The 25,053-nt window shown below is 50.9% G+C and carries 26 protein-coding genes; 18 read left to right on the top strand and 8 right to left on the bottom strand.

Going from position 1 to position 25,053, the window contains the following annotated elements; genetic code table 11:
* Nucleotides 1-169: 169 nt before the first annotated feature.
* The 7 genes from ACFMKP_RS09720 to ACFMKP_RS09750 all read left to right on the top strand — a co-directional run bounded on the left by ACFMKP_RS09720 (nucleotide 170) and on the right by ACFMKP_RS09750 (nucleotide 8,084).
* Nucleotides 170-2,107, top strand: coding sequence for an LVIVD repeat-containing protein (locus tag ACFMKP_RS09720; protein WP_382291349.1), 1,938 nt, complete (start codon nucleotides 170-172; stop codon nucleotides 2,105-2,107).
* Nucleotides 2,108-2,373: 266 nt separating this feature from the next.
* Nucleotides 2,374-4,626, top strand: a complete 2,253-nt coding sequence (locus tag ACFMKP_RS09725) for a pseudouridine synthase (RefSeq protein WP_382291351.1) — start codon at nucleotides 2,374-2,376, stop codon at nucleotides 4,624-4,626.
* Complete coding sequence (locus ACFMKP_RS09730) at nucleotides 4,613-4,870, top strand: hypothetical protein (protein WP_382291353.1); 258 nt, start codon at nucleotides 4,613-4,615, stop codon at nucleotides 4,868-4,870. Before ACFMKP_RS09725 ends, ACFMKP_RS09730 begins: the two co-directional genes overlap by 14 nt.
* A 154-nt stretch (nucleotides 4,871-5,024) precedes the next feature.
* Nucleotides 5,025-6,539: a hypothetical protein gene (locus tag ACFMKP_RS09735; protein WP_382291355.1), complete on the top strand. Its 1,515-nt coding sequence runs from the start codon at nucleotides 5,025-5,027 to the stop codon at nucleotides 6,537-6,539.
* 14 nt (nucleotides 6,540-6,553) lie between these two features.
* Nucleotides 6,554-6,838, top strand: a complete 285-nt coding sequence (locus tag ACFMKP_RS09740; RefSeq protein ID WP_382291357.1) for a hypothetical protein — start codon at nucleotides 6,554-6,556, stop codon at nucleotides 6,836-6,838.
* A gap of 76 nt (nucleotides 6,839-6,914) precedes the next feature.
* Nucleotides 6,915-7,469 carry an AhpC/TSA family protein gene (locus ACFMKP_RS09745; protein WP_382291359.1) on the top strand — a complete coding sequence of 185 codons (555 nt, stop codon included), beginning with the start codon at nucleotides 6,915-6,917 and terminating at the stop codon, nucleotides 7,467-7,469.
* Nucleotides 7,470-7,541: 72 nt separating this feature from the next.
* Nucleotides 7,542-8,084: a redoxin domain-containing protein gene (locus tag ACFMKP_RS09750; protein ID WP_382291361.1), complete on the top strand. Its 543-nt coding sequence runs from the start codon at nucleotides 7,542-7,544 to the stop codon at nucleotides 8,082-8,084.
* Here ACFMKP_RS09750 and ACFMKP_RS09755 read toward each other — a convergent pair.
* The 3 genes from ACFMKP_RS09755 to ACFMKP_RS09765 form a co-directional block, all read right to left on the bottom strand.
* The gene (locus ACFMKP_RS09755) at nucleotides 8,081-8,863 is read right to left on the bottom strand and encodes a GNAT family N-acetyltransferase (protein WP_382291363.1); all 783 of its coding nucleotides are present in this window, start codon (nucleotides 8,861-8,863) and stop codon (nucleotides 8,081-8,083) included. The genes ACFMKP_RS09750 and ACFMKP_RS09755 overlap by 4 nt on opposite strands.
* 130 nt (nucleotides 8,864-8,993) lie before the next feature.
* Nucleotides 8,994-9,791 carry an alpha/beta hydrolase gene (locus ACFMKP_RS09760; RefSeq protein WP_382291365.1) on the bottom strand — a complete coding sequence of 266 codons (798 nt, stop codon included), beginning with the start codon at nucleotides 9,789-9,791 and terminating at the stop codon, nucleotides 8,994-8,996.
* A gap of 413 nt (nucleotides 9,792-10,204) precedes the next feature.
* Nucleotides 10,205-11,146 carry a PAS domain-containing protein gene (locus tag ACFMKP_RS09765; RefSeq protein ID WP_382291367.1) on the bottom strand — a complete coding sequence of 314 codons (942 nt, stop codon included), beginning with the start codon at nucleotides 11,144-11,146 and terminating at the stop codon, nucleotides 10,205-10,207.
* 82 nt (nucleotides 11,147-11,228) lie between these two features.
* Between ACFMKP_RS09765 and ACFMKP_RS09770 the strand changes: the two genes are divergently transcribed.
* The 6 genes from ACFMKP_RS09770 (at nucleotide 11,229) to ACFMKP_RS09795 (ending at nucleotide 16,806) form a co-directional block, all read left to right on the top strand.
* Nucleotides 11,229-12,161, top strand: a complete 933-nt coding sequence (locus ACFMKP_RS09770) for a LacI family DNA-binding transcriptional regulator (protein ID WP_164689297.1) — start codon at nucleotides 11,229-11,231, stop codon at nucleotides 12,159-12,161.
* Entirely contained in the window at nucleotides 12,142-13,245 is a 1,104-nt protein-coding gene (locus ACFMKP_RS09775) for an ABC transporter ATP-binding protein (protein ID WP_382291369.1), read from the top strand. The genes ACFMKP_RS09770 and ACFMKP_RS09775 overlap by 20 nt, the downstream gene beginning before the upstream one ends.
* Before the next feature lie 149 nt (nucleotides 13,246-13,394).
* Entirely contained in the window at nucleotides 13,395-14,564 is a 1,170-nt protein-coding gene (locus ACFMKP_RS09780; RefSeq protein ID WP_382291371.1) for a WXG100 family type VII secretion target, read from the top strand.
* A gap of 24 nt (nucleotides 14,565-14,588) precedes the next feature.
* Entirely contained in the window at nucleotides 14,589-15,005 is a 417-nt protein-coding gene (locus ACFMKP_RS09785) for a hypothetical protein (RefSeq protein WP_382291373.1), read from the top strand.
* 78 nt (nucleotides 15,006-15,083) lie between these two features.
* Nucleotides 15,084-15,737: an NUDIX hydrolase gene (locus tag ACFMKP_RS09790; protein ID WP_382291375.1), complete on the top strand. Its 654-nt coding sequence runs from the start codon at nucleotides 15,084-15,086 to the stop codon at nucleotides 15,735-15,737.
* A gap of 31 nt (nucleotides 15,738-15,768) precedes the next feature.
* Nucleotides 15,769-16,806, top strand: coding sequence for a glycosyltransferase family 4 protein (locus ACFMKP_RS09795; protein ID WP_382291377.1), 1,038 nt, complete (start codon nucleotides 15,769-15,771; stop codon nucleotides 16,804-16,806).
* On the opposite strand, the gene ACFMKP_RS09800 is transcribed toward ACFMKP_RS09795, so the two are convergent.
* On the bottom strand, nucleotides 16,807-17,964 hold the full coding sequence (locus tag ACFMKP_RS09800) for a glycosyltransferase (RefSeq protein ID WP_382291379.1): 1,158 nt from the start codon (nucleotides 17,962-17,964) through the stop codon (nucleotides 16,807-16,809).
* A 6-nt stretch (nucleotides 17,965-17,970) separates the two neighbouring features.
* On the opposite strand from ACFMKP_RS09800, the gene ACFMKP_RS09805 reads away from it, so the two are divergent.
* Nucleotides 17,971-19,338 carry a protein O-mannosyl-transferase family gene (locus ACFMKP_RS09805; protein ID WP_382291381.1) on the top strand — a complete coding sequence of 456 codons (1,368 nt, stop codon included), beginning with the start codon at nucleotides 17,971-17,973 and terminating at the stop codon, nucleotides 19,336-19,338.
* Here the strand turns inward: ACFMKP_RS09805 and ACFMKP_RS09810 are convergent.
* From ACFMKP_RS09810 to ACFMKP_RS09820, 3 genes are all read right to left on the bottom strand, one after another.
* Entirely contained in the window at nucleotides 19,274-20,182 is a 909-nt protein-coding gene (locus tag ACFMKP_RS09810) for a PP2C family protein-serine/threonine phosphatase (protein ID WP_382291383.1), read from the bottom strand. The two genes, ACFMKP_RS09805 and ACFMKP_RS09810, sit on opposite strands and share 65 nt — an antisense overlap.
* Nucleotides 20,183-20,714: 532 nt before the next feature.
* Nucleotides 20,715-20,933: a Nif11 family protein gene (locus ACFMKP_RS09815; protein ID WP_382291385.1), complete on the bottom strand. Its 219-nt coding sequence runs from the start codon at nucleotides 20,931-20,933 to the stop codon at nucleotides 20,715-20,717.
* A gap of 164 nt (nucleotides 20,934-21,097) precedes the next feature.
* Nucleotides 21,098-21,718, bottom strand: coding sequence for a hypothetical protein (locus ACFMKP_RS09820; protein WP_382291387.1), 621 nt, complete (start codon nucleotides 21,716-21,718; stop codon nucleotides 21,098-21,100).
* Nucleotides 21,719-21,766: 48 nt separating this feature from the next.
* On the opposite strand from ACFMKP_RS09820, the gene ACFMKP_RS09825 reads away from it, so the two are divergent.
* Nucleotides 21,767-23,059, top strand: a complete 1,293-nt coding sequence (locus tag ACFMKP_RS09825) for a 1-acyl-sn-glycerol-3-phosphate acyltransferase (protein ID WP_204755293.1) — start codon at nucleotides 21,767-21,769, stop codon at nucleotides 23,057-23,059.
* A gap of 41 nt (nucleotides 23,060-23,100) precedes the next feature.
* Here ACFMKP_RS09825 and ACFMKP_RS09830 read toward each other — a convergent pair whose 3' ends face one another.
* On the bottom strand, nucleotides 23,101-24,024 hold the full coding sequence (locus ACFMKP_RS09830; RefSeq protein WP_382291389.1) for an MBL fold metallo-hydrolase: 924 nt from the start codon (nucleotides 24,022-24,024) through the stop codon (nucleotides 23,101-23,103).
* A gap of 246 nt (nucleotides 24,025-24,270) precedes the next feature.
* On the opposite strand from ACFMKP_RS09830, the gene rpmH reads away from it, so the two are divergent.
* From rpmH to yidD, 3 genes are read left to right on the top strand one after another with little or no spacing between them, the layout of a single operon-like run.
* Nucleotides 24,271-24,447 carry a 50S ribosomal protein L34 gene (gene rpmH, locus ACFMKP_RS09835; RefSeq protein WP_012188323.1) on the top strand — a complete coding sequence of 59 codons (177 nt, stop codon included), beginning with the start codon at nucleotides 24,271-24,273 and terminating at the stop codon, nucleotides 24,445-24,447.
* 3 nt (nucleotides 24,448-24,450) lie between these two features.
* Nucleotides 24,451-24,822: a ribonuclease P protein component gene (rnpA, locus tag ACFMKP_RS09840; protein ID WP_054537005.1), complete on the top strand. Its 372-nt coding sequence runs from the start codon at nucleotides 24,451-24,453 to the stop codon at nucleotides 24,820-24,822.
* Nucleotides 24,815-25,021: a membrane protein insertion efficiency factor YidD gene (gene yidD, locus ACFMKP_RS09845; protein WP_012188321.1), complete on the top strand. Its 207-nt coding sequence runs from the start codon at nucleotides 24,815-24,817 to the stop codon at nucleotides 25,019-25,021. The genes rnpA and yidD overlap by 8 nt, the downstream gene beginning before the upstream one ends.
* Nucleotides 25,022-25,053 lie beyond the last annotated feature (32 nt).

Raw genomic sequence — 25,053 nt, forward strand, 5'->3', positions numbered from 1 at the left:
ATTTCAATCATTGACGTTATTCCTGCATAGGCATATGCGATTTTATTGATATGCCTTCGATTTACTTAGGTTGGGGGGTGCAATGAGGGAGGAATTGGGTTGATCATGGCCAACACCAGGCCCAGATTCTTGCAGCAGTATTCGGGACATACTGCCTTTGGAGGTATTAGTGGTTCATCGTTTGCTTCGTTGTAGCCTGCTCCTTGCGTTTGTCGTTGGAGCTATCGCCAGCCATCGCGCCACTCCGCTGGCCGCCCAAAGCCCACAGTCTAGCCCCAGCCAATTGGCAATTACTGGCCAAATTGGCGGCGACAGCTCGACCATGGTCGTTGCCGCCAACGCAGCCTATGTTGGCATCGGCCCCCGAATCGCCACCTATGATCTTAGCAACCCCGATCAGCCAAGCCTCTACAACCAAAGCGACATCTTACCAGCCACGGTGCAAGATTTAGCGCTTGGCGATGGATATTTGTACGCTGCCTTGGGCTATGGCCGCGAGCATGGCTTAGCAACCTTTTCATTAGCCACGCCGCTCACCCCAACCTTGGTCAGCTTTTATCAACTCGAATTATCGGCCATGACAGTTTTCAGCTATCAAAATTATGTCTATGTGCAAGTTGATGATGGCTTGAAGGTATTTGACCTGACGAATCCGCGTCAACCACAGCTGGTCAATCAACTCAACCAGTATGGGATTGCCAACGTCACGATTCAAGGCAATCAGGCATTTTTGAACATTCAATCGTGGCTTGCTGGTTTCGATAGCCTCGATATTCTCGATTTGAGCGAGCCAATGACCCCAACGCTCAAAAGTTCAACTACGCTGGGCGATATTTTAGATATTGAAATTACCAATGATTTTGCGTATGTCAATACCCAACTAGGCCTGCGGGTGGTTGATATTCGCAATGCGAGCAACCCAAGCATCATCAACCAAACCGATGCTGTTGCTGGCATGCAACTCGCAGTAAGCGATAATACCCTCGCCATGATTGGGCTGGATTTTGCCTTACACACCTGGGACATCACCAATCCCATCACGCCGACCGAAATCGCCGCCAGTAGCGAAACGATTCTTGGCTGGCCAACCAACTTAATTGCCAAACAACAACGTGGCTATGTGCTGACCCGTTCAGGCCAGCTGAATGTGTTCGATTGGAGCAATCGCCAAGCGCCCACACGGCTTACCCACAGCGAAACCCCTGGTTGTAAAGAAAATGTGGCCTTGCAAGTCGTCGGCGATTATGCCTATGTTGCCGATTGGGGGCGTGGTTTGTGTATCGTCGATTTGCGCAACCCCAACCAACCAACGGTCGTTGGGCGCTTCGACCTCACAACCGAGCGCAATGCAGTCAGCGATATTGCCGTCCAAGGCTCATTGGTCTATATGGTCGATTGGAGCCATGGCATTTATGTGATCGATGTCAGCGACCCGACCGCACCAATCCAAGTCAGCTTCTTTACAACTGCTGGCTTTCCGGCGGCAATTGCGGTCAACGGCCCAATGGTCTATGTTGGCGAGTCGATCAACGATCAAGGGGTTGGTGGCAGCGTACGAATTTTTGATCTGACGGATTTGGCTAATCCAGTTGAGCACAGCCAGTTTTACACCAGCAAGGTTGCTCAACTCGCGGTGGTTGATCAAACCCTGTATGTGGCAGATAACGAGGGCGGCTTGCGGATTCTCGATGTGCGCAACCCAGACAATATTCAAATGCTCGGCCAATATGCCGATAATTGGTTTGCGATGGATGTGGCAATCCAGGATAACCTTGCCTTTGTAGCAACCACCGCAGGCCTCGAAATTGTCGATATTAGCGACTCAACAGCGCCAACCGCAGTTAGCCGCTTGGAAAGTAGCTTGGTTGATGGCGTTGTGGTTGCCGATGATCAGCTGTATATTGGCGTAGATGGTGGCATTCAGCAAATCGATATTCGCCAGCCAAGCAACCCCCAAATTGTTGCCAATTTACTGCTCGCTCGCGATTCGTGGATTCTGCCAGCGTTGCATGACGAGGCGATTGTGGCGCTAAGCTATCATGGTGGTGGCATGTTTGTGATTCGTGAACAACATCAACTCTTTCTGCCCGTTGTAAGCAAAAACTAAATTAACCAGCGAATAAGCAACTGTTGGCGCACAATCTGCTAGAGATTGGGCCAACAGTTGCTGCTTTTAAGCATTTAACAAAAAACTTGCGTATTTTGCACGAAGCTATGTTATAATGGCCCAAAGGTGCCGTTAGGAGGCACTACCACTGTGAAGAACCTCGTCGCTTGATGCACGTATTATCGTTCGGATGTCCGCTGTACTCCCGATCATTCAAGCATGCACTGACGACCCCAACAGTAAGAACCACGACCTGTGGAGTAATAATGGAACGTTTACATAAGTTTTTGGCGCGGGCCGGCGTAGATTCACGTCGGGCTTGCGAAGATTTGATGTTGGCTGGACGCGTATCGGTTAATGGGCGCGTTCAACGCGAATTAGGAACCCAGATCGACCCCGATAAAGATGACATTCGAGTTGATGGCGAACGAATTACCCCGCCAACCGAGCTTCATTACGTCTTATTGAACAAGCCAAGCAGCGTCATGACCACGCTCAGTGACCCTGAAGGCCGCCAAACAGTCGCCGATTTGGTTAAATCACACAATCGTTTGTTTCCCGTAGGTCGCCTCGATTACGATAGCGAAGGGCTATTGTTGATGACCGATGATGGCGATCTGACCTTTCGTTTGACCCACCCATCGTTTGAAGTCGAAAAAGAATATCAGGCCTTGTTAAATCAGACTCCATCAGTCGAGCAGTTGCGCGAGTGGCGCAATGGGGTTGAGCTTGACGATGGCAAAACCGCACCCGCTTGGATCGAAATGTTGAATGAAACACCCGATGGGACATGGGTTCGGGTGGTTATTCACGAAGGCCGGAACCGCCAAATTCGCCGCGTGGCCGAAGCCCTTGGCCTCGAAGTCCGCCGCTTGATTCGCTTGCGCGAAGGCCCGCTCAGTTTAGGCGAATTAAAACCAGGTGAATGGCGTGCATTAACGCCAACCGAAATCGACCGCTTGCGCATGCACGGCAAGCAAAGCAAAGCTTGGACTCCTGTCCGCCCACAAGAGAACGCCGAGGGTGGCAAACAGCGCCGCCAAGTGCGCCGCATTGATCGGTCTGGACAGTTGGTAGAACGTCGGGCTGATGTTGAACCGCGCTTACAACGAGCGCCTCACTTTACTTCACAGGAAAATACAATGTCATTTGAAGATTTCTCAATCGAAGAAGAACGCGCTAACGCCGATCGCCCAAGCCGTCGCCCAGAACCTCGCCGCGAAGGTGGATTTAGCGACCGTGGCCCCCGCCGTGATGGTGGCAGCCCCAGCGACCGTGGCCCCCGCCGTGATTTTGGTGAGCGTGGCCCCCGCCGCGAAGGTGGATTTGGTGAGCGTGGCCCTCGCCGCGAAGGTGGCGATTTCGGTGACCGTGGCCCACGCCGCGAAGGTGGATTTAGCGAACGCGGCCCGCGTCGTGAAGGCGGTTTTGGCGAGCGCGGCCCACGTCGTGAAGGTGGCGGTTTTGGCGAACGTGGTCCACGCCGCGAAGGTGGCGATTTCGGTGACCGTGGCCCCCGCCGCGAAGGTGGCGGTTTTGGCGAACGTGGTCCACGCCGCGAAGGCGGCTTTGGCGAACGCGGTCCTCGCCGTGAAGGCGGCGATTTTGGCGAACGCGGCCTGCGCCGTGAAGGTGGATTTAGTGACCGTGGCCCTCGTCGCGAAGGTGGCGATTTCGGCGAACGCGGTCCTCGTCGCGATTTTGGTGACCGTGGCCCGCGCCGTGAAGGCGGCTTTGGCGAACGCGGCCCGCGCCGCGAAGGTGGCGATTTCGGTGACCGTGGCCCGCGCCGTGAAGGCGGCTTTGGCGAACGCGGTCCTCGTCGTGAAGGCGGCGGTTTTGGCGAACGCGGTCCTCGTCGTGAAGGCGGCGGTTTTGGCGAACGCGGTCCTCGTCGTGAAGGCGGCTTTGGCAAACGCGGCCCGCGCCGTGAAGGTGGCGGCTTTGGTGACCGTGGCCCGCGCCGTGAAGGTGGCGGCTTTGGTGACCGTGGCCCGCGCCGTGAAGGCGGCGGTTTTGGCGAACGCGGCCCGCGCCGTGAAGGCGGCGGCTTTGGTGACCGTGGCCCACGTCGCGATGCAAGTGGCTTCGATCGCACCAATCGGCGCGAAGAATTTTTCGATGATCGACCCCGTGGCGAGCGCGGCTTAGCCCTTGATCGGGCGCATCGTGGCGATGATCGGCCTAAAAATACCTTTGGTGGTGGCCGACGCTCAAATAATCAAGGCTCGTTTGAACGCCGTGGCTTTGACAATCGTGGCCGCGATGATCGCCGTGGCTTTGATAACCGTGGCCGTGACGACCGCCGTGGCTTTGATGATCGCTCAGCTCCACGCCGCGATCAAGCTCCACGCCGTGATCAAGCCCCACGCGAAAATATCGCTGATCGTGGGCCAATTACTGCGCGGAATAACCCAGCACCTACGCCAGCGCCAAGCACTGAACAATCGGCTCAACCAGCACGTCGCATGCGCGTCGTTCGGCGTTTGAAAAAGGCAGGCGGTGATGAACAAGCTTAAACAGGCCTTTCTCCAATTAGCAGTTGAACGCGATCGCACGCGGCGGCAAGCGCAACGCTACGCCGCTGAATCGCAACGTTGGCTTGAACGAATTGCGCTCGCAAAACGCTATGATGAGCCAGAATTGGCCCGTCAAGCTCGCGAACGCGCATTGCAAACCGCCCAAGCCGAAATTCAACTGCGAACTGAATTAGCACGCCAAGACGTGCTCTTCGATCAATTGGCAGCGAGTCTCCAAGCTTAATTCATCATTATTCCAAAGCACCAAACACTGCTTGAAGTTCAAGCAGTGTTTGGCATTTAACAAACTATGCTAAAATTCAGGCAGCATTCAGCATCCTTAGAGGAAGGAGCAACCTATCCGACGCATATCTTGGTCTTCAGCTTATTGGTGGCCATTGCTCTTTTTCGCTCTCGCGATGGCTGGCGGCAGTTTATGGCTGGTCAATCCTGAAGATTTCTGGTGGCATCTCAAAATTGGCGATCTCATTCGTGAAACAGGCACGATTCCCGAGGTTGGGCTTTTTTCTGCCACCCAAGCCAATACCCCATTTTTCTATCAAAGCTGGTTGGCTGAAGTTATTTTTTCGTGGACATATCAGCTTGGTGGATTAGTGGCAATTTTACAATTGCGCAATATGTTATTAATTGCAACCTACGGATTATTACTCTGGCATAGCCTCCGCCGAGCAAAAGGCAATGGTCGCGCTGCCATGCTTGGCCTCGTATTTATGGTAATCGTCGCATTCAATAATTGGAATGTTCGGCCACAAATGTTTTCATGGCTGCTTTTTGCTGCAACCTTTGTGATTGTCAGCGAAGTTGCCACTGAACGCTGGTCGACTAAAGCCTTATGGCTGCTGCCAATCATTGAAGTAGCGTGGGTTAACCTACATGGCGCGTTTACGCTTGGGCCGATTCTGGTCGGCGCAGCAGCAGTTGGCGCAATCATCGATCGGCGGCGCGATCATCCTGAAGCGCCAATTTACGCGACAATGCGGGCACTCTGGCTGGCCTTTGCAGCAATGCTTGCAGCAACCCTGATCAATCCCCGGGGCTGGGGAGTTTTAGTCTATGTCGGGAAGCTGTTAACCGATCCATCGAGCCAAGAACTTATCAGCGAATGGGCTTCGCCTTTATCCACCCTGAGCAAACCCGTTTCGCAGTTTTTGCTTGCAGTAGTCTTTATTGCTGTGGTCATGATCGTGGTGGTTTGGAAAAAAATGCGCACTGCTGATCTCTTGATCATCGGCACAATGATTGGATTAACCTTGACTGGCATTCGCTATCAGCTGTGGTTTGGCATGGTCGCAGGCCCAATTATCGCCGAAGCCTTGGTCCAGCGCGGACGTTTGAAATTGATCAAGCGCAATCCCCCCGCACCCAAAGCAATTGCCTGGTTAACGATCGCGCTGGCTGTCGTTGGCTTGCTGGTGCAGCCACTCATTCGGATTTGGTTGCCAATACCTGCTGCATTAAATGGCGCAAGCGGCGATTTGCCTTATGCCGAATTAGCCACCGCAGCAACGCCAATTCAAGCAGTAGCCTTTCTGCAAGCCAACCCACCAAGCCAAGCCTATTATCATGAAATGCGCTATAGCAGCTATTTGATCTGGCAGGCTGGCGAACAATTGCCAGTGTTTGTTGATACGCGGGTTGAGTTGTACCCAATTGCCCAATGGAATGAATATAAGTGCATTATGGCGGGCAATGATTGGGAACGCCTCTTAGCGAAATATACGATGAATACCATTATGGTTGATCGCGAAATCGGCAAAGATCTGGTTAGCGCCGTCCAAGCCAACCCCGCGTGGCAAGAGGTTTACGCCGATCAACAAACCTTGATTTACGAGCGCGATTCGCAAATTGCCCAACCATCCAATCAGCCAGTTCTCTGTCCTGCAACCAATTAGTACAAGGAAATTGCATGCAACCGTCTGATCAGCAGCCACGTTCGCTCAATCGTGCCAACTTAAGCCCCGAAGAGCGCAAATTGCGCCGTTCGATCGCTTTGGCAATGCTTTTTTCGCCAACCATGTGTGTCTTGCCATTATTGGCTTTTACCGCAGGTCAAAGTAAGTATGGCGTGGTGATTTGGGCCGTCTGGTTGCTGATCACAATTGCTTTAGTGGCAGTTATTTGGCGGGCTGCAAGCGGGCTGCGCAAAATCGCCGAACAACGGCTACACAACGAATCAACATCCAATAACTAAACCAAAACTGCATCTGCCTTGCTTGATTTCAACGAATAGAGGGCGATGCAGTTTTCTTTTTAGAATTGGGTGGCTTATGCTAGGACAATCGGTCGAGCGCAGTTTGTTGGTTATTGATGAAACTGATCAGCAGCTGGATTTACTGCAACGCTATCAGAACCGTTCAATGTTGTTAATGCTGATGCGCCATCTTGGCTGTGGCCTCTGCCGCCAACAGCTCTATCGCTTGCGCGACTATCAACAGCGCTTTGCAAATGCCGATTGCGAAATTGCAATCATTACGATGGGCGATGCAGCCATGGCCAAGGGCTTTCGTCAGCTCAACCAGCTGCCATTTGCCGTCTATTCCGACCCCAAGCAACAGGTCTACGAAGCCTTTGAAATTGGCCAAGGTTCGCTCTGGACGGTCGCAGGGCCACATGTTTTAGCCCGCCAAATGCTGCTAGCCTTCAAAGGCATTCCTTCATCGGTCAACCTTGCTGCCGAATCAATTCGCCGCCTTGGCGGAATCGTGTTGCTCAATCCGCAAGCAGAAATTGCCTTTCACCATGTTGCCAACCCAATTCATCGCTACCCGCCTTGGGAAGACATTTTGCACCTACTGGAACAGCCTCAACAACGAGCTGCTTAAGCTGAATACATCCTTTTAGCGCTTGCTACACGTAGGGTTAGATAGTGAATAGTGGAGCGCTAGGATACGATTATGACAGCAGTAGCAACAACATCGATGGTCGATTTATGGATTTTAAATGAAGCAGGCGAACGAGTAGAATTTGAACAACTCTGGCAAGAAAAGCCGGTTTTGGTCTTTTTTATGCGCAATATTGGCTGTGGCATTTGCCGCCAAACGCTCTTGAAGCTGCGCGATCATGCTGCTGACTTCGAAAAGGCTGGGTGGCAAGTTGCGGTGCTGATGATGGGCAACGCCGAATTAGTGTCGCGATTCCGTTCGATGTATAACATTCCCTTCCCAATTTATATCGACCAAAGTTTGCAAGTGTACGATTATTTCGATATTGGCGAAGGTTCGTGGTTTGAAGTGCTCTCGCCACAAGTGTTGATTCGCCAAGCGCGGCTGTTGGTTGGTGGCATGGAGTTGTTGAATGGCTCTGGCTCAATGCGCCGACTTGGGGGCACGGTCGCGATCAATCGGGCAGGCGAAGTTGTCTATCACCATGTCGCCAACCCAATTTATCGCTACCCAGAATGGTCAAGTGTCTTGCAGGCTTTGCCAAAGGCTAGCTAAAGCCAAACCAAGCCATAGCTAATTAAGCCAGGTTGTTGCTGCAAACCAAGCTTTTGGGCCAGCCGATATGAAGCAAGATTTTTGCTTGAACATTCCCAATGGGCTTGCAGCCCACGCCCGCGGCAGGCAGCAAGCATAGCGCTTGCCAAATGAAACCCTAAGCCTTGTTTTTGATAGGCTTCCAAGGTTTCGATGCCTAAGCCGCAGCGTTGCGCGCTTAGATATTCGGCGGTGCACCAGGCAACAATTGTTTGTTCAACACAGATTGCCAAACCCAAACCATTGGCTAAAAATCGCTCAAGGCTCGGCCACATCCAGCTAATTTCTTGGATAATTGGCTGAGCACTTGGCAGTTGCAAGAGTTCAGCATCAAGCTGGCGCAGTGCAAATTGGCTGGCCAATGGACTATTGACTAGGGTTTGCTCTTGATCGCGAAAGAAATAGCTGTTGCTTGGCTGGGCTTGGTAGGGGCTAAGCAAATCACTCAATTCTAGTTGGCTATTGCGCAGCAACCGCAGCTTAATCACATGGCGCGCTGGCATAGCGGGAACGACTGTTTGCAACCAGTGTTGGTTGAATTCAGCTTGATTGAGCGCACGCTCGCCCGCCAAATACAGCACATTGTTAGCTTGATCCCAACAACTGCTCCAGGTTGCAGCGTGCCAGTAGCAGCCTTGCGAATTGCCAGCAGCCAGCGCGGCATAGACCAAGCCAAATTGGGGATCAGGCGGAAAACGACGATCGTTGGCAAGTTCGGCTAAGGGTCGTTGTTCAATCATCGCAACCTCATCTCGATTGATTAACCCTTAGCTTACCACCATTATGTCTTTTCGATTGAGATCCACGCTCCGTTTCAGCATAATCAACTCAATGGATTGTTCCGATCAAGCTACGCTTCGCTGCTTGTTATTAGGCAAATGCTTGCTGAGCCAAAGCCTTGGTTTCAACCCAATTGAGCGCATAATCGGCCACTTCTTGCCAGTTTGGCTGGCCCACAATATAGTGGTTGCGCCCAACAAATTGCTTGAAATCGGTCAAACTTGGGCTGTGGCGATATTTGCGATAGTTGCTGTAATTCAGCGAGGCAGGAATAATATGGTCAATTTCGCCAGCAATCAACAGCAGCGGCGCATGCTCGGCCTTGAAATCGACCTTGCTGACGCTGGTCAACGATTGACGCAAGTTTTTGAGCGATTCAGGCACAACTTGGCTTTGATAAATTGCCTGTTGCTCGGCCAGTGGCATGCCATTAACAAACGTATATTGAAAATGCTCGAATGGCATCGAGTAGGGCTTGTTGGCTGAACGTAATGGATTCATCATCGGCAAGGCCGATTTGATAAACGACCATTTGGTGCTGATCACGCCCTGCGGCGGCGCAGAATCGATCGCCACGCCAGCCCTAATTAATTGCCGATTCGCCAGAATTTGGGTAATCAGGCCGCCCATTGAGTGGCCAATGACAATTGGTTCTTCGGGCAGGCTCTGCACAAATTGAGCATGAAAATCGATACTTTCGCGTAAATCGTGCTGCGCCAAAGCTGGATCATTGGCCTGTTGCTGCAATGCAGCCACACTATGATCGCGGCCTGGCCAAGCAGGCGTTAAAACTGTATAACCCTTGGCTTGATAGTGTTCAACCCATGGTTGCCATGAGTGCTTGGTAACAAATAAACCGTGAATCAACACAATCGTTGGCTTTGCCATATGAATCCATCCATTTCTACAAAGCGATATTAGTCGCAACGCGATAGCTGAATGGATTCTAGCCCAGCCTCAAGGGACAAAATGTCCTTTGGCCATGTGTTAAAGAGCATAGAACATAGAACATAGAACATAGAACATAGGGATTGCAGTATTGATCCACGAAGGGCACGAAGGCACACAAAGGATCGGAACCGCGAAGAACGCGAAGATCGCGAAGTGTACGCAGGCTATAGGCGATAGGCTTTTGGCGATAGGCTTTTGGCTTTTGCTATTCCAACCCATGTCCGAAAGCCAATAGCCCAAAGCCTATCGCCATCGGTTCTCTGCGCCTCTGCGTTAAAACCCGACCCCACGTTTTTCATCCTTCATCCTTCATCCTTCATCCTTCATCCTTCATCCCTCATCCCTTACTATTAGTTGCTATGATTAATCCCCAAGGGTAGGCCAATTTCGGCATAAATGGCTTGGCTCTCAGCATTGGCAGGCAAAAAAGCCACAATTTGTGGAAAATCAAATTGAAAATAGCCCGCCGACATTAATAAAGGTCGCAACCAAGCTCGCTTGGGCGTTGGCTGGGTATGCGGAATTAGCGCCTCAAGCACAATCGTTGGTGATTCAAAGCCGCCGCTTGGGGGCAGAATTGGTTTATCAAGGCTGACGGTTGGCCAGTGGCTGGCAAATTCGGGCAATTGTAACAAGCGTGCAACCAATTGTTGATACCACGGCTCATATTGACACAGCAGATTGGCCTGTTTAAAGCCATAGATCGTTTTGCGCAGCATATGCTGCCACGAAGCCCGATTCTGAATCAACTGCTGGTAGAGCGGCAAGGTGGGATCGCATAAGAGACCCAAAACATTCAACTGGGTTGGATCAATCGCCGCCAGCATTTCGGGAGTTATGCCAAATAAATTGAGTAAATGCTGATTGAAATAGTGCATCTGCCAATCGCGATTAATCACAAACGCTGGCATGCTCAGTTGCTGCACAATTTCAATCGTAATTTCAAGAATTGGGCTGAGTGCCGCGCCGGTCAGATACGGCATAATTGGCGAGCTATCAGCGGCAATTAATAAGCGATTGCGCTCCTCGATTGTACAATTCAGATAATCGCCAATATCCATTACCACTTCGCGGCGCGGCGGGCGCGTAATGCGGCCTTTGCGCATCTGTTTGTAGCTGCTATAGACCATATCTTCGAGTTCGGTGCGGTTCCAAGTGCGTGGCCCCCAAGGGTCGTCGTGTTGCCAACGATTGTGCGGCACGTTGCCCTGTTGACGACGCGCTAACAATTCTTCAACGACCCCGACAAACGCCAGACAATCGGGATGCACCAGTTGTTGCCCAAGCGCCATAGACCCTCCCTAATACCCAACTTGTCAAGTTCAAACAAGTACAGTATACTTTATTTAAACGTTTAAATAGATGAGGCCAACGATGGCAACGATTAAGGATGTTGCGCAATTAGCAGGGGTTTCATTTGCCACGGTATCGTATGTCTTGAACGACAGCATGCCGGTGAGCGAAGCCACGCGCAACAAAGTGCTAGCCGCAGTCACAAAGCTCGGCTATCAACCCCATCGTCAAGGCCGCAATCTACAACGTCAACGCACCTTAACCATCGGTGTGCTGCTCCCTCAAGCCAATCTCTTATGTGAAGTTGATTTAGCAACTTGGCTGCTCGAAGCAACCAATGCTGCAACCAGCGCAGGCTATAGTCTGTTATTGCAACCAGCAGATAGTCAAGCTCGCGGCGATTTGGCTGATGGTTGGATTAGCTTTGGTACGCCCCTCGACCCCCAATTGCCCCAAGTTTGGGCACTCGCGCCGCCGTTTGATCAACCAGCCGTCTTGTGTGACGCAGCGTTTGCAGCACAGCGCGCGGTCGAAACCTTGACCCATTCGGGTATGCGGCGGATTGGCCTGATTACGCTGCCGCGTAGCATTCCAGGCTCGGCGCGTTGGTATCTTGGCTATCGGCGCGCGTTACGGCGGGCGGGCCTTGGCTTCGACCCAGGCTTAGTGGTTGAGCCAGCAGCCAATCGTTTTCACGATGGCGTAGCGGCCTACGAAACGCTTGCCGCCAGCGAAAACGACTACGATGGCTTGATTGTCTGTGGCCACCAATTAGCAACCGGAGTTGTGATGGTCGATCACGCCAAAGTGCCAGTGATTGTAAGCCATAGCAGCAGCCAACGCGGCATCTCCGGCTTTCGCTGGCCAACCGAACTCTGGGCGCACACCTTGGTTCGCAAACTCCTACAACAGCTTGATGGAGCTGCCATTGCCCACCGCACATGGCTTAACCCAAGCTTGGTCATTGGTTCATTAGGTTTCAAGGAGGATCTCGATGGCTTCAATTACGTTTGATCACGTTGATAAAGTCTTTGGCGATGTCCATGTGCTCAAAGATCTCAACATTGATATTCCCGACCAAGAATTTTTGGTGCTGGTTGGCCCTTCAGGCTGTGGTAAATCAACCGCGTTGCGCTGTTTGGCTGGCCTCGAAGAAATCACCGGCGGCCAAATTATGATCGGGGATCGCGTGGTCAACAATGTTGCGCCCAAAGATCGCGATATTGCCATGGTGTTCCAAAGCTATGCCTTGTATCCGCACATGACCGTGTTTGATAACATGGCTTTTGGCTTGAAACTGCGCAAAGTGCCCAAGCCCGAAATTAAACGCCGCGTCGAAGAAGCTGCCGAAATGATGGCGATCGGCCACTTGCTTGATCGCAAGCCACGCCAACTTTCGGGTGGTCAACGCCAGCGGGTTGCCTTGGGCCGCGCAATCGTCCGCGACCCAGCCGTCTTCTTGATGGACGAACCACTCTCAAACTTGGATGCCAAGTTGCGGGTGCAAACGCGGGCTGAAATTAGCAAGCTGCACCAACGGCTCAAAACCACCTTCATCTATGTGACCCACGACCAAACCGAAGCTATGACCATGGGTTCGCGGATTGCGGTTATGCGTGATGGATTGTTGCAACAACTCGATAGCCCGCAAACCTTGTACGATCATCCAGTGAACAAATTTGTGGCAGGCTTCATTGGTTCGCCTTCGATGAACTTCATCAAAGGTACCTTGACCAAAGGCGATGGCCGCTTGTTCTTCGATGGCGGCAGCTTCGCGGTGCCAATTCCCAACAGCCGACGCGCTCATATCGAATCGCATGTTGGCAAAGAAGTTGAGCTTGGTGTGCGCCCAGAAGACGTGCACGATGCAGCGCTCTTGCCACCAGGCATTAATGGCGATGCAGTCGTCGAAACCACCGTCGATGTGACCGAACCAATGGGTAGCGAAATCTACGCTTACCTGCAAAGCGGCCAACACTCGATCATCGGGCGCTTCGACCCCCGAACGTCAGCCCGCCCAGGCCAGCCAATTCGGGCAGTCTACGATATGGAAAAAATGCATATCTTCGATATCGCCACCGAAAAAGCTTTAGTCTAAACATAGGCTTCGGCGAAGCCTAAACATCAGCGCAGCATGGTTCATGCTGCGCTGATTTGCGTTTAAATTCACCCTTGACAATCACTATAATTCCTTTAAACTCATGCTTTAAACCTAACATATAAAAACATCCCACAAGGAGGTTGTTTATGAACAAGCCTATCATACAAATACAGTATGATCAAATGCAGCAGATCGCCAAACGCTTCGATCAACAAATGCAAAAGGTTAATAATATCAATCAAATGCTTCAACAGACGGTAGCTAACCTAAGGAATGGTGCTTGGCAAGGTCAAGCAGCCCAAGCATTCTTCAAAGAGTTTGAGACCGAAATTACCCCAACACTTCAACGCTTGGTTCAGGTTTTTGAGACCCACCAATCAGTAACCATCGAAATTGGTAAACTCTTCAAAACTCACGAAGAGGAAGCCGCACGCTTATTTCAGCATGAACCCAATGGGGTAATGGCAAGTAAACAACGTGGCAAAGGGGTCTTTGCTAGCCCACCAAACGAAGATCCAGAAGTCGCTGATGTTCATGATCCAAGTCGCGATTTCAAAATATTTGGTCACACAATTTTCAAATATGAATATGCTCCTCAATACAAAACATTTAAAGGTCAAATTAGTCCTGACGGGATTAGTTCCAGCGATGTAAAACAGGGAAGTCTTGGCGATTGTTACTTTATGGCTGCTCTAGCCTCGGTTGCCCAGCAAAATCCTAATTTGATTAAAAATGCGATTGCTGATAATGGTGATGGTACCTATACTGTCACCCTGTATGAAAAGGGGAAACCAGTACAAATAACCGTTGATTCAGATTTCCCAGTGCGCCAAGATTCAAAGGGCAACCCAACCATGATTCCAGCATATGCCAATACTGGCAGTACCAATGATGAATTATGGCCAATGATTCTAGAAAAGGCCTATGCGCAACATACCAAAAATAGCTATGAAAAAATTGAGGGTGGATGGCCAGGCGATGCGGTTGAATTATTAACTGGTAAGGCTCCAACTGAAATCAGCACCGCAGCATCAACTCCTGAACAAACCAAAACCGTCTTACAAGACTTAAATACTCGGATTAGCAACGGTGATAGTGTTACAGTTGCAACCCGCTCTGAAGGTTTGTTTGAAAGTTCATCAGGTTGGCCATCAAAGGTCGTCCCTAATCATGCATACTCAATTGAAAAAGTCGATGTTGCCAACGGCATGATTTATCTGCATAATCCATGGGGAACAATGCATAATCCTCAACCAATGAGCCTTGATGATTTTAATAAATACTATACCTATACTGCGGTAAATCAGCTTAAGTAATATTTTAATTGAAGGATAAAAGTTATGCGTTTTAGGCTATTATTAAGCATTTTTATCATCATAATGAGCGGATGTGGTACTACCCAACAGGAGCAAGCAACCATGACAAGCGAAGCAACGCGTTTTATTCAACAAATGACGGTTAGCCAAGGCACACTCTATCGCACCGAAAATCAATTTGGCATTGGTCTAGAGTTTGTTGAAAATGGCGAATATACCGATGAGCAAGGCCAAAGCCAAAAGGGCGTATTTGCTCGCATTTCGGTCGGTGATGAAACCCAAACCGACCCTACATATCGTGCCGCGAGCATTATTGTGCATGAAGGCAGTATTTTCGAGGCTGGCGGACGCTACGAGGTGATTGAACTGCATAAAGGTTCATCAAATGGCATGCCTGGCTCGAATAGTAGTTATATGGTTTTTGGCAAATTAGCCGATTAATTTCAGCCCTATCAACGGTATAATAAAAACTGGTGGATGTCACAATCCATCAGTTTTCATTTTAGTGGAATCAAATCTATGCCAAACCAAGCCTTCGTTGCGGCGCTCCAAGCGCAACTCGCCAATTTAAACCACGATGATGAAGCGCGCGCACGGCTGTTGCCAACCTTCGATAATGGCAACCCGAGCCGTAATTTATTGCCTCCAGCCAACATCCAGCCACGGCATGGCGCTGTACTGGCCTTGCTCTACCCTGAGGCCGAGCAATTATTTGTGCCATTAACCGTGCGCAGTGGCAACTTGCGCAGCCATACTGGCGAAATCTCGCTGCCTGGCGGCTCGATTGACCCAAGCGATGCCAGCCCCGAGGCCGCCGCCCTGCGCGAAGCCCACGAAGAAATTGGCCTACACATCGATCAGCCGACAATTATTGGGCGGCTCAGCGAGTTGTATGTGCCAGTTAGTAATTTTCTGATTACGCCAATTGTGGCATGGCTTGATCATGCTCCCAATTTAGCGCCAAATCCCAGCGAGGTTGCTGCCGTGCTGCATTTGCCATTACACCAGCTTTGGGCCGCCGATGCGGTGCAAACCGAAGAGCGAATGATCCGCGGCGTAGCCTTGCAAGTGCCCCACTACCCCTATGGCGAGCACAAAATTTGGGGCGCAACCTCAATTATTCTGACCCAATTAGCCTTACGCGCCCAAGCTGCGCTGCAACAAATAGTATAATGGCGACCTAATCACTTAGCGTTGAGAGCCAATGAAACGGATTCTTGTTTGTACAGCCCAAGTGCCTTTTGCCCGTGGTGGAGCCGAATTGCTGGCCGAAGGGCTGGTAACCGCCTTGCGTCACGCTGGCCACGAAGCCGATTTGGTGGCACTGCCCTTCACGCGCACGCCGCATCGCGAGTTGCTCAATAGCGCATTGGCCTGGCGCATGCTCGATCTCAGCCACGTCGAAGATCAGCCTGTCGATCAAGTTATCTGTACCAAATTCCCCTCATATGCGGTTGCGCACCCCAAAAAAGTGGTTTGGTTGGTGCATCAACATCGCCAACTCTACGATTGGCGCGGCACAAACTGGAGCGATTGGGGCAGCCAACCTGATGATGATCACCTAGCTCGTACATTAACCAAGCTCGATCACCAAGCCTTAGCTGAAGCCAAACGCCGTTTTAGTATCTCCAAAATTGTCAGCCAGCGCTTGCAACGCTTCAACGATCTCGCCAGCACGCCACTATATCCACCTTCGATTTATAGCGGGCGCTTGCGCCAAGGCCGCTACGAACCCTATATTTTGAGCATTTCGCGGCTGGATCAGGCCAAACGGCTCAATCTTTTGCTGCATGCCTTGACCTACACCGAGCAACCAGTTAAGGCGATTATCGGTGGCCGCGGCCCAGCGATGGCCGAGCTTCAAGCCCTAGCCAAACAGCTTGACCTTGAACAACGGGTTGAGTTTCGCGGCTGGATGGATGATCAAACATTAATTGATTTGTATGCTGATGCCCGCGCCGTGTTTTATGCTCCCATCGACGAGGATTTTGGCTTTGCCACCATCGAAGCACTTGAGGCTGCCAAGCCAGTGCTGACCGCCCAAGATTCGGGCACGGTTTTAGAATTTATTCACGATGGCAAAACCGGCTTTGTAGCTCCCGCCGAGCCTCGCGCCATGGCCGCGCGGCTTGATGCACTTTGGCAGTCGCCAGCCTTGGCAGCCCAACTTGGCAGCAATGGCCCAGCAATGGTTGCCAATATTCGCTGGGAGCATGTCGTCAAGCAGCTAGTTTTAGCGTGATTATTCTTTGTAGGTGCGGCCTTTCCAGGTTACGCCGCGCCCCGACCAAATGCGCCACGCTGCTTCTGCCGCTAGCAGCATATAACAGACAATTCCCAAGGGAAAAAGCAGCGCATGGCGACGCGACAAGCCATATAATTGCTGCATAAAGCGACCCCAACTCCAAAATGCAAAGCCATTTAACAGCGTAGCCATGCCACTCAACAAAAGTTTTGGCCAGAATGTCCAGCGGCGCAGCCAAGCCCACATGCTCAGCAAAGCCAAGCCAAATGGCACAACTCCAACCAAAATCTGGCGGAAACCAGCCCACGAAGAACGTGCACCGCCATTGCGCAAGCCAGCAATTGCATTTTTAACTAAGCCCTCGCGTACCTCGCTGCCATTGGTGTACATGCGCACTCGCAGCAACTCGCCAGCATACACCGCCTTCATCACGCCGCCAGCCCGCACAATTGCTTGGGCCAACTCAACATCCTCAAGCACCCGATCGCGCACTGCTGCATGGCCGCCAGCACGCAGGTAGGCGCTGCGCCGCACCAAAATAAACTGGCCATTCGCCAAAACCACGCCGGAGCCAGGCGTATTAACTTTGCTTACGGGATAGGCCGCCTGAATAATTGAGAAAAACGCAGGCAACAAGGTTTTTTCCCAAAAACTGCCAAGCTCCGAGAAAGGCAAAAATGTCAGCAAATCGAGCTTTTCTGCTTCAGCATAGGCCAACGCTTGGGCCAACATCGCAGGCTGCGGCTTGGTATCAGCATCAAGAAATAGCAACCATTCGCTCGAACTGGCCTCGGCCAATTGCCAACAAGCCCAGCATTTGCCAGTCCAGCCAGCAGGTAATGGTTGGCCTTGCAACAAGCGCACCCGTTGATCGTGGGCCGCAACTTCGGCTACAATCGCGCTAGTTTGGTCGCTCGAATGATCATCAAGAATGGTCAGTTGCCAATCGCTGCTGGTTTGCTGCGCCATCCCACGCAACACATGGCCAATATTGTGCGCTTCATTCCGCGCTGGCACCAATACAGCGATGCTTGGCAGTGGCTCAGGCGCTGGGCGTGGCTCAATTTGGGGAATTTTTTTGAGCAACAGCGCATCACGCACCAATAAAATCAACGAAGCCAAGCCTAAGCCTAGCCCAATCACAACAGGAAGCATAGATCAATGAATCCTCAAACTGCAAAACAATCAGCACACTATATCACGCAGCAACCACGCCCATGGATGGATCAGGTCGTGCCGTGGTTGATAATCGGCCTACTTTTGCCACTTTATTGGCTAATGAGCAGCCCAACTATTAGCACAGCCTATGGCAGCAGCGACAGCGGCGAGTTGGCAACCGCGCTCTGGTTTGGCGCAGTGCCACATCCACCAGGCTCGCCAAGCTATTTGTTGATTGGGCAAGTTGCGCTCCACTGGTTTGGCGGCGAGCCAGCCCAACGCTTAGCATTGTTGAGTGGTTTGGCAACGGCCTTGAGTGCAGGCATCGTCGCCGCCTGTGTTAGATTAAGCGCCAGCGACCAGCCACGCTCGATCCGCTGGAGCGCAATGTTGGCCGCAGGCTTGGGCTTTGGCTTGAGCCAACGAATTTGGCAACAAGCCCTAGTCATCGAAGTCTATGCCTTGGCGAATGTGTTTCAGCTGCTTTTGCTGTGGCTCAGCTTGCGTTGGCAGCACTGGCAACGAACGCGTACACTGGCAGCGCTTGGCTTGGTCTGCGGCTTGGGATTGGGCGTGCAATTACCTGTTGCAGCGTGGTTGGTCGGCTTTGGGGTGTGGTGGTTTAAGGCCAAATGGGCGATTAAATGGCCGCAAATTGGGCTATTGTTGCTTATGCTGCTGCTCGGGGTCAGTAGCTATCTCATATTGCCTTGGCGCGGCGCGGTGGTTCCACAAGCAAGTTGGGGCGATTGGAGTAGCGTTGCTGGCGCAATCAGCCACATCAGCGCTAGCGAATATCGCTATTTAGTTGGCGCAGTGCCACTGAGCGAGCAAGTTCAACGCTGCATTTTAGCAATTCGCGATTTGCTTGCTAGTTATTGGTGGATCGTCGGCCCGCTGCTCATTGGCTGTGGTTGGCAAAAAATCACGCTAGCTCAACGCTGGATGCTGGTTGCTTGGGCTGGCGTAACCCTGCTTTGGGCTATCAGTTATGGTGGCGCTGATGCCCAAGTCTATCTCTTGCCAATTCATGGCTTGGCCGCTTGGCTGCTTGGCATGGGCGTGGTATGGTTGGCGCAAAAGCCAAGGCTTGCAGGTTGGATTTGGCTTGCGCCAATGTCGATATTAATCTGCTTGCCCTTGGGCTGGCGATTTTCGCTGCGTGGCCAAACCCAAAGCCGCGATCAAGCAATCGCGCTGCTGCAACAACAGCCAGCTCATGGCCAATTGCTGAGCAACAATGATCAAACAACATTTAGTACTTGGTATGTGCAAGCAGTGTTAGAGGTGCGGCCTGATGTGCAGATTATTGATCAGCGCCTACAACAACAGTTGTGGTATCAGCGACGGGAAGGGTTATCAACTCGCTAGGATCTTTAATAATATCAACGATCACCAAGGTCAGGTCGTCTGCTTGGCGGGCAGCACCACGGAAGCGATCAACATCGGCGCAATAGGCATCAATCAAGCTCGCGGTATTTTCTGCTTCAAGCTGGCGTACCGCCAAGCACCAACGATCAAAGCTATACAACTCGCGTTGCTCGTTCATGGTTTCAATTACGCCATCGGTATAGACCACCAAGCGATCGTTGGCTTGCAATTGGATGGTTTGCTCAGCATAGGGAAAGTTGCGAATTGAGCGCAACGGCGTGCCAAAGGCCTCTAATTCCTGAATTGCGCCATTGCGCCGCAAGAGCGGAAATGGGTGGCCTGCGTTGGCAAAGCGCAATTGATGATTGCGCAAATTCAGCACCCCATACCAAACTGTCATCATCTGATTAACTGCATCGTCGGCGTGCAAAATCGCATTAACATGGCGCAACACATGGCCGGGGTTGCGCGAACGGCGGGCCTCGCTGCGAATAATCGAGCGCGTCATGGCCATAACCATGGCGGCAGCAACGCTCTTGCCAGTTGCATCACCAACAATAATTGCAATTTCATCGTCGTTCAAACGAATCAGATCATACAAATCGCCGCTCGTTTCGAGCGCTGGCTGCACCGAAGCACCAATATCGAGGCATTCGCTATAGTGTTGGGGCTTGGGATAGAGGTCTTGTTGCAAATTGCGCGCAATCGCCAACTCCTGGCGAATCAGCGTATCTTGCATCAATTGCTGACGCGCTGCTTGCAGTGAGAGCATTGAATTATCAAGTGTGCGTTGGTAGAGCCAAGCAATCGCCGTAATTACGACAAAAAAGCTTAATATTGGCAAAAGATCGGCAATCCAAGCAAAGTTTGGTTGATAGATTAAGTAGAAAATAATTGATATATTAGCAAAAAAAGCGATAAGAGCTGATTTATAATTTACTAGAAAGGTAAATAGCATAATACAAATACTACACATATACATAAATAAATTAACAGAATTATTACTTTCTGTTGCTGCTAGAGCCATAAACATCAAATTTGAATATGTACAAAATATTATATAGGGTTTATTATTATCAACTTTTTTACTTATATACTTAACAAATAAAAAATAGCTCATATCAATTGCCAATATCAACATTGGCATAAAACGCATTTCTTGATTGAGAATAGATGTAATAAAAATAAGTGCTATAAAAAATATATGAATATAAATAACAACATTAATAATGGTATTAAAAAAAACAGACTTTCTTACTGAATCTGTTTGATCTTCAAGGTTTTTACTACTTTTAATATCAAGTAAGCCCATAGTTAGTATATTATTCAGCCACAATATTAATGAATAATGTTGTGGCTGAATTCTAAATCAAAAATTAATACCAACCAGCAAGACCTCTAGCTGAGATGCCTTGACCTTGAAAATTAGTGGCAGATTCTTCAACTTGTTTCAATTCATCATCAGTTAAGTTAAAACCATGGTTTTTAACAGTTTCGGCAATATTGCTACTATCCAACAGTTCTTGACGGAAGGCTTCGTCCGAGGTGGCTTGATCGATCAGGCGTTGAAATTCATCGCTATGCTTTGAACTCATACGGTTCCTCCTGGGTAGGATGTTGGATGACCATCATTATATGAAGATCTTGGATATTAGCAATAGGTTATTAGTTCAAGCCATTCTTACAGTTCAAGCCAAGCCTCGGCTACATCAGCCAATGTATCTTTGGGTACAATCGGCTGTTGGTTATGGTAAGTATATTAGTGTTTGAGTGTCGCGAGAATATAGTTAATCAGGTCGCGGTCGCGATCATCAAGGCCATGGAGTAGGCGTTGCTGGTCGCGTTCGCCAGCCCAAATTTGCTCAACTGGTGTGATCAGTTGCCAACCAAGGCTCTCAAGGTCGGCCAAAGTCAAGCGTAATTCGGCCCGTGGTAGCGCAGGATCGTGTGTTGCTGCTACAATAGCATCAAGCAAACTTGTAAAATCTTCGAGATCCATTCCGCCGCCAGCATCACTCTGTTTGGCAACCAGCATTTGAATGCTCAGCAATAACTCACCAATTTGGTCTTGCTCATGGCGCTCTAAGCGATCATACAAGAACTGAATTTGGGCTTGATCGTTATTCAACACCGCTTCGCGTAAATCGAGCGGAAGTTGATCGATCAACTGCTCCAGGGTTGGGGCTTCGGCATAGCTATCAAGCGCTTGCTCGATCTGAAGCTGCTGAAATTGCTCAAGCTGTTGGCTCACGAGGGTTTGTTGTTCGGCTGGCATCGCGGCAAAAGCTGCTTCAAACGCCACGCTATCGCCGCTTTCTAGCGCTTGCAGCACAGCTGGGGGTAAACTAGCAAGCAAGCCACGTAGTTCGGTGGTATCCATAACTGCCTCCTTTGCAGCTATCGTATCACAGAAGTTTGGGGGACATTCATGGGTCGTTTTGTTCGTTGGCTGGTGTTTCGCCTCTTACGTTTGTACTATCCACGCATCGCCGTCGAAGGCTTAGAGCAATTGCCCCGTGGCAGGGTGATGTTTGTGCTCAATCACCCCAATGGTTTGCTTGACCCATTGTTGCTGATGTTGATTCTCGGCCAGCCCGTCGCGTTTTTGGCCAAAAATACCTTTTTCAACAACCCAATTGGCCGTTGGATGATGCATGCGTTTGGCGCATTGCCAATTTATCGCCAAAGCGATGCCGCTGAAGGCAGCAATACCCGCGATTTGAATGAACAAACGTTTGCCCGTTGCCGTCAATTACTTGCCGACCAACACCATTTAGCCTTGTTCCCCGAAGGAACATCGCACTCCGAAGCCTATCTCTTGCCGTTGCGCTCAGGTGCGGCCCGCATTGCGCTCGGTGCAGAGGCAGAGCACAATTGGCAACTCGATTTGAAGATTGTGCCAATTGGCTTATGGTATGAAGATAAGCATATTTTTCGTTCTTCAGTGCTCTTATTAGTTGGCAAACCAATTAACGTTAATCAATTTCAGCATGCCGAGGCCGAGCGCGAACAGGCAGTTGCCAGTTTGACCACGCGCATGGCTGAGCATTTGGGCGGCGTGGTTTTCCAAGCTGGCAATGCCGAATTATTGCGTGGCCTGCCAGTGATGGTTGGCTGGACAGTTGATCGCTTGCGGCGCAAACGCCCAAGTGGCCGCGAAGCCTATACCTCGCTCACGCCAACCGAACGCGTACAACTAGCAACCTTGGCGGCCAAAGCCCAGCGCTACGCTCGCACCTTGCGACTTTTGGGCATCGCCGACCCGTGGGCACCGCAATTGCCCTTGGCCACTCGTTGGCGCTTTTGGCGCAAATTTTTGTGGACGTTGCTGGCCTTTATTCCAGCAGCCTGTGGCATTTTGCTCAGCTACCCCATGTATCGATTAAGTGGAATCATCGCCACCCGCATGACCAAAGAGCTAGAAGTATTGAGCACAATTAAATTGATTGCTGGCATGGTTTTGCAACCGATTGGCTGGATTGTAACCAGCCTGATCATTGGTTTGCTCACAACCTGGCAAGCTGGTTTGATTGTGTTGCTACTGGCCCCGCTATTTGGCTTTATTGCCCTGCGCTGGAGCGAGCGCTGGCGGGCTGTGCGCGAGGCAACCGCCGCTTCGTGGCTACGCCTGACCCAACCAGACCTCACCAGTCAATTATTACAACGCCGCCGCGATTTGGGCGAGCAAATTTCCAATACCATTTTGAGCTTAAACGATTAATTAAATAGAGCGCAGGATGAAGTTCATTCTGCGCCCCCAATTTAAATTAATTCAACTGCCTGCGGATTGCGATCAAAAAAGAGTTTTAAGCCATGCACGCTCATCGCCAAATTGCCCCAGAGCACCAAATTGAGCGCTGGCGAAACAGGCTCCTTGGTTGGTAGTGCCTGTTCAACAATCGCCTCAACTGGCAATTCAGCAGCATGCAGATTATCACGCACATCGCGCACGATCTTGACCAAACGCTCGTGCATTTCTTCGAGGGCCAAGGCTGGCGGGGCAACCGTCGGGCCAAAGTGCGAAGGCAACAATTGGCGAATCGGGTATTTGGCTAAAGTTTGAAAGGCTTGCAGCTGATCAGCCAAATTGAAGGCTGGTGGCGGGGTGACGGGCATATTGAGATTATAGGTGCTCATCAAAATGCCAATCGAATCGCCAGCCCATAGTGTGCCAGAATTAGCTTCCCAAAACGCCAAATGATCGGGCGAATGGCCAGGCGTTGGCACAGCTTCAAGCACAATCCCTTTGCCCAAATTCAGGCTCAAATGTTCGGCGGGCAAAATTCGCTCGGCTTCAATAGGCAGCATTGTGCCATACACCTGCCACATTGGGCCAACCGCCCGCTCCACGCTACGCATGAGTTTGCTTGGCTCGGCCAAATGCGCCGCCGTCATTGAGTGCAAATAAACCTTGGCATTGGGCAAATGCTGAGCCAAAATCCCAGCTCCACCGCTATGATCCATGTGAACGTGGGTTAAGAGAATATGTTCAACTGCGGCGGGGTCGATTCCAAGTTGCTGCAAACCGGCTAAGGTTGCTTCGGCGGTTAACGATGTGCCAGTTTCGATGAGGGCAACCTGATCGCCTTGTACCACATAGGTTGCGCCAAAACCATCGGTTGTCAGCAGGCCATTATCGATCATGGCAATCTGATCGCTCAGTTGGGTTAGCGGAACTTGCATCATTGCACTCCGTTTCGATTACAAAATCAACGTATGGCTATTTTACCTGATTCAGTTGAGAATCGCACCTCAGCATTAGATGTAACTATTTGATAGGCTAAGCATGATACAATTTGACATGGTTCGGACGGTCAGGCTATAATAGATAAGCTACAGCGCGTCCATGGCGGCGTGCTATCAATTTTGTCTTATCTATACAGAAGCGCGAGCACGCGCTTTTGTTTCGTCTGACACCGGAGGATTCGCACAATGCCAAAACGAACTTGGCAACCAAAACGCATCAAGCGCCGCCGTGTTCACGGTTTCTTGGAGCGCATGCAAACTCGCACAGGCCGCGCCGTATTGAAAGCTCGTCGCCAACGTGGTCGCTGGAAGTTAACTGTTAGCGACAAACGCCGACCAGCAGGCCCAGGCGGTCATCGCTAAACAATGCAACGTTCACAGCGCCTTCGCTCGCCACGCGATTTTCGCCGTGTTCGCGAAGGCGGTCGTACATGGTCACATCCACTCTTGGTGTTGAGCGTCGCGCCAGCGCGGGCCAATCGCGTTCGGTGTGGGATTGTGGTTCGCAAAGCGCTGGGCACAGCCGTCGAACGCAATCGTTACAAACGCCGAGTGCGCGAAGCTATCCGTTTGATCTATGATCAGATACGCCCAGGATGGGATGTTATTTTTATTGTACGAGCGGGATTTCGCACAGCGGCCTGGGAGCAGATTCAGCAGGCCGTTTCGCGTTTACTGCAACAAGCGCAGCTATGGCATGATCGTGAACAACCATCACAGGAAGATCGCCATGGGTAAGATTTTATTGGCACTTATTCGCTTGTACCAGCGTTTTTCGCGATATACACCACCAAGTTGTATCTATACGCCAACCTGTTCCCACTATGGCTATCAAGCTATCGCGAAATATGGGGCATTCAAAGGTACATGGTTGACACTGAAACGGATCGCCCGTTGCCATCCATGGGCACAGGGTGGTGAAGACCCTGTTCCATAAGTTGGCACAGGGTTTTTTGCTATGACAACGTA

It is taken from the genome of Herpetosiphon sp. NSE202, from assembly GCF_042688385.1.
Taxonomy (GTDB): domain Bacteria; phylum Chloroflexota; class Chloroflexia; order Chloroflexales; family Herpetosiphonaceae; genus Herpetosiphon.

Excerpts from the sequence above, each read along its gene's own strand:
- ACFMKP_RS09725 (WP_382291351.1), top strand. The coding sequence starts at position 2,374 with ATGGAACGTTTACATAAGTTTTTGGCGCGGGCCGGCGTAGATTCACGT.
- ACFMKP_RS09730 (WP_382291353.1), top strand. The coding sequence starts at position 4,613 with ATGAACAAGCTTAAACAGGCCTTTCTCCAATTAGCAGTTGAACGCGAT.
- ACFMKP_RS09740 (WP_382291357.1), top strand. The coding sequence starts at position 6,554 with ATGCAACCGTCTGATCAGCAGCCACGTTCGCTCAATCGTGCCAACTTA.
- ACFMKP_RS09745 (WP_382291359.1), top strand. The coding sequence starts at position 6,915 with ATGCTAGGACAATCGGTCGAGCGCAGTTTGTTGGTTATTGATGAAACT.
- ACFMKP_RS09750 (WP_382291361.1), top strand. The coding sequence starts at position 7,542 with ATGACAGCAGTAGCAACAACATCGATGGTCGATTTATGGATTTTAAAT.
- ACFMKP_RS09755 (WP_382291363.1), bottom strand. The coding sequence starts at position 8,863 with ATGATTGAACAACGACCCTTAGCCGAACTTGCCAACGATCGTCGTTTT.
- ACFMKP_RS09760 (WP_382291365.1), bottom strand. The coding sequence starts at position 9,791 with ATGGCAAAGCCAACGATTGTGTTGATTCACGGTTTATTTGTTACCAAG.
- ACFMKP_RS09765 (WP_382291367.1), bottom strand. The coding sequence starts at position 11,146 with ATGGCGCTTGGGCAACAACTGGTGCATCCCGATTGTCTGGCGTTTGTC.
- ACFMKP_RS09770 (WP_164689297.1), top strand. The coding sequence starts at position 11,229 with ATGGCAACGATTAAGGATGTTGCGCAATTAGCAGGGGTTTCATTTGCC.
- ACFMKP_RS09775 (WP_382291369.1), top strand. The coding sequence starts at position 12,142 with ATGGCTTCAATTACGTTTGATCACGTTGATAAAGTCTTTGGCGATGTC.
- ACFMKP_RS09780 (WP_382291371.1), top strand. The coding sequence starts at position 13,395 with ATGAACAAGCCTATCATACAAATACAGTATGATCAAATGCAGCAGATC.
- ACFMKP_RS09785 (WP_382291373.1), top strand. The coding sequence starts at position 14,589 with ATGCGTTTTAGGCTATTATTAAGCATTTTTATCATCATAATGAGCGGA.
- ACFMKP_RS09790 (WP_382291375.1), top strand. The coding sequence starts at position 15,084 with ATGCCAAACCAAGCCTTCGTTGCGGCGCTCCAAGCGCAACTCGCCAAT.
- ACFMKP_RS09795 (WP_382291377.1), top strand. The coding sequence starts at position 15,769 with ATGAAACGGATTCTTGTTTGTACAGCCCAAGTGCCTTTTGCCCGTGGT.
- ACFMKP_RS09800 (WP_382291379.1), bottom strand. The coding sequence starts at position 17,964 with ATGCTTCCTGTTGTGATTGGGCTAGGCTTAGGCTTGGCTTCGTTGATT.
- ACFMKP_RS09805 (WP_382291381.1), top strand. The coding sequence starts at position 17,971 with ATGAATCCTCAAACTGCAAAACAATCAGCACACTATATCACGCAGCAA.
- ACFMKP_RS09815 (WP_382291385.1), bottom strand. The coding sequence starts at position 20,933 with ATGAGTTCAAAGCATAGCGATGAATTTCAACGCCTGATCGATCAAGCC.
- ACFMKP_RS09820 (WP_382291387.1), bottom strand. The coding sequence starts at position 21,718 with ATGGATACCACCGAACTACGTGGCTTGCTTGCTAGTTTACCCCCAGCT.
- ACFMKP_RS09825 (WP_204755293.1), top strand. The coding sequence starts at position 21,767 with ATGGGTCGTTTTGTTCGTTGGCTGGTGTTTCGCCTCTTACGTTTGTAC.
- ACFMKP_RS09830 (WP_382291389.1), bottom strand. The coding sequence starts at position 24,024 with ATGATGCAAGTTCCGCTAACCCAACTGAGCGATCAGATTGCCATGATC.
- rpmH (WP_012188323.1), top strand. The coding sequence starts at position 24,271 with ATGCCAAAACGAACTTGGCAACCAAAACGCATCAAGCGCCGCCGTGTT.
- rnpA (WP_054537005.1), top strand. The coding sequence starts at position 24,451 with ATGCAACGTTCACAGCGCCTTCGCTCGCCACGCGATTTTCGCCGTGTT.
- yidD (WP_012188321.1), top strand. The coding sequence starts at position 24,815 with ATGGGTAAGATTTTATTGGCACTTATTCGCTTGTACCAGCGTTTTTCG.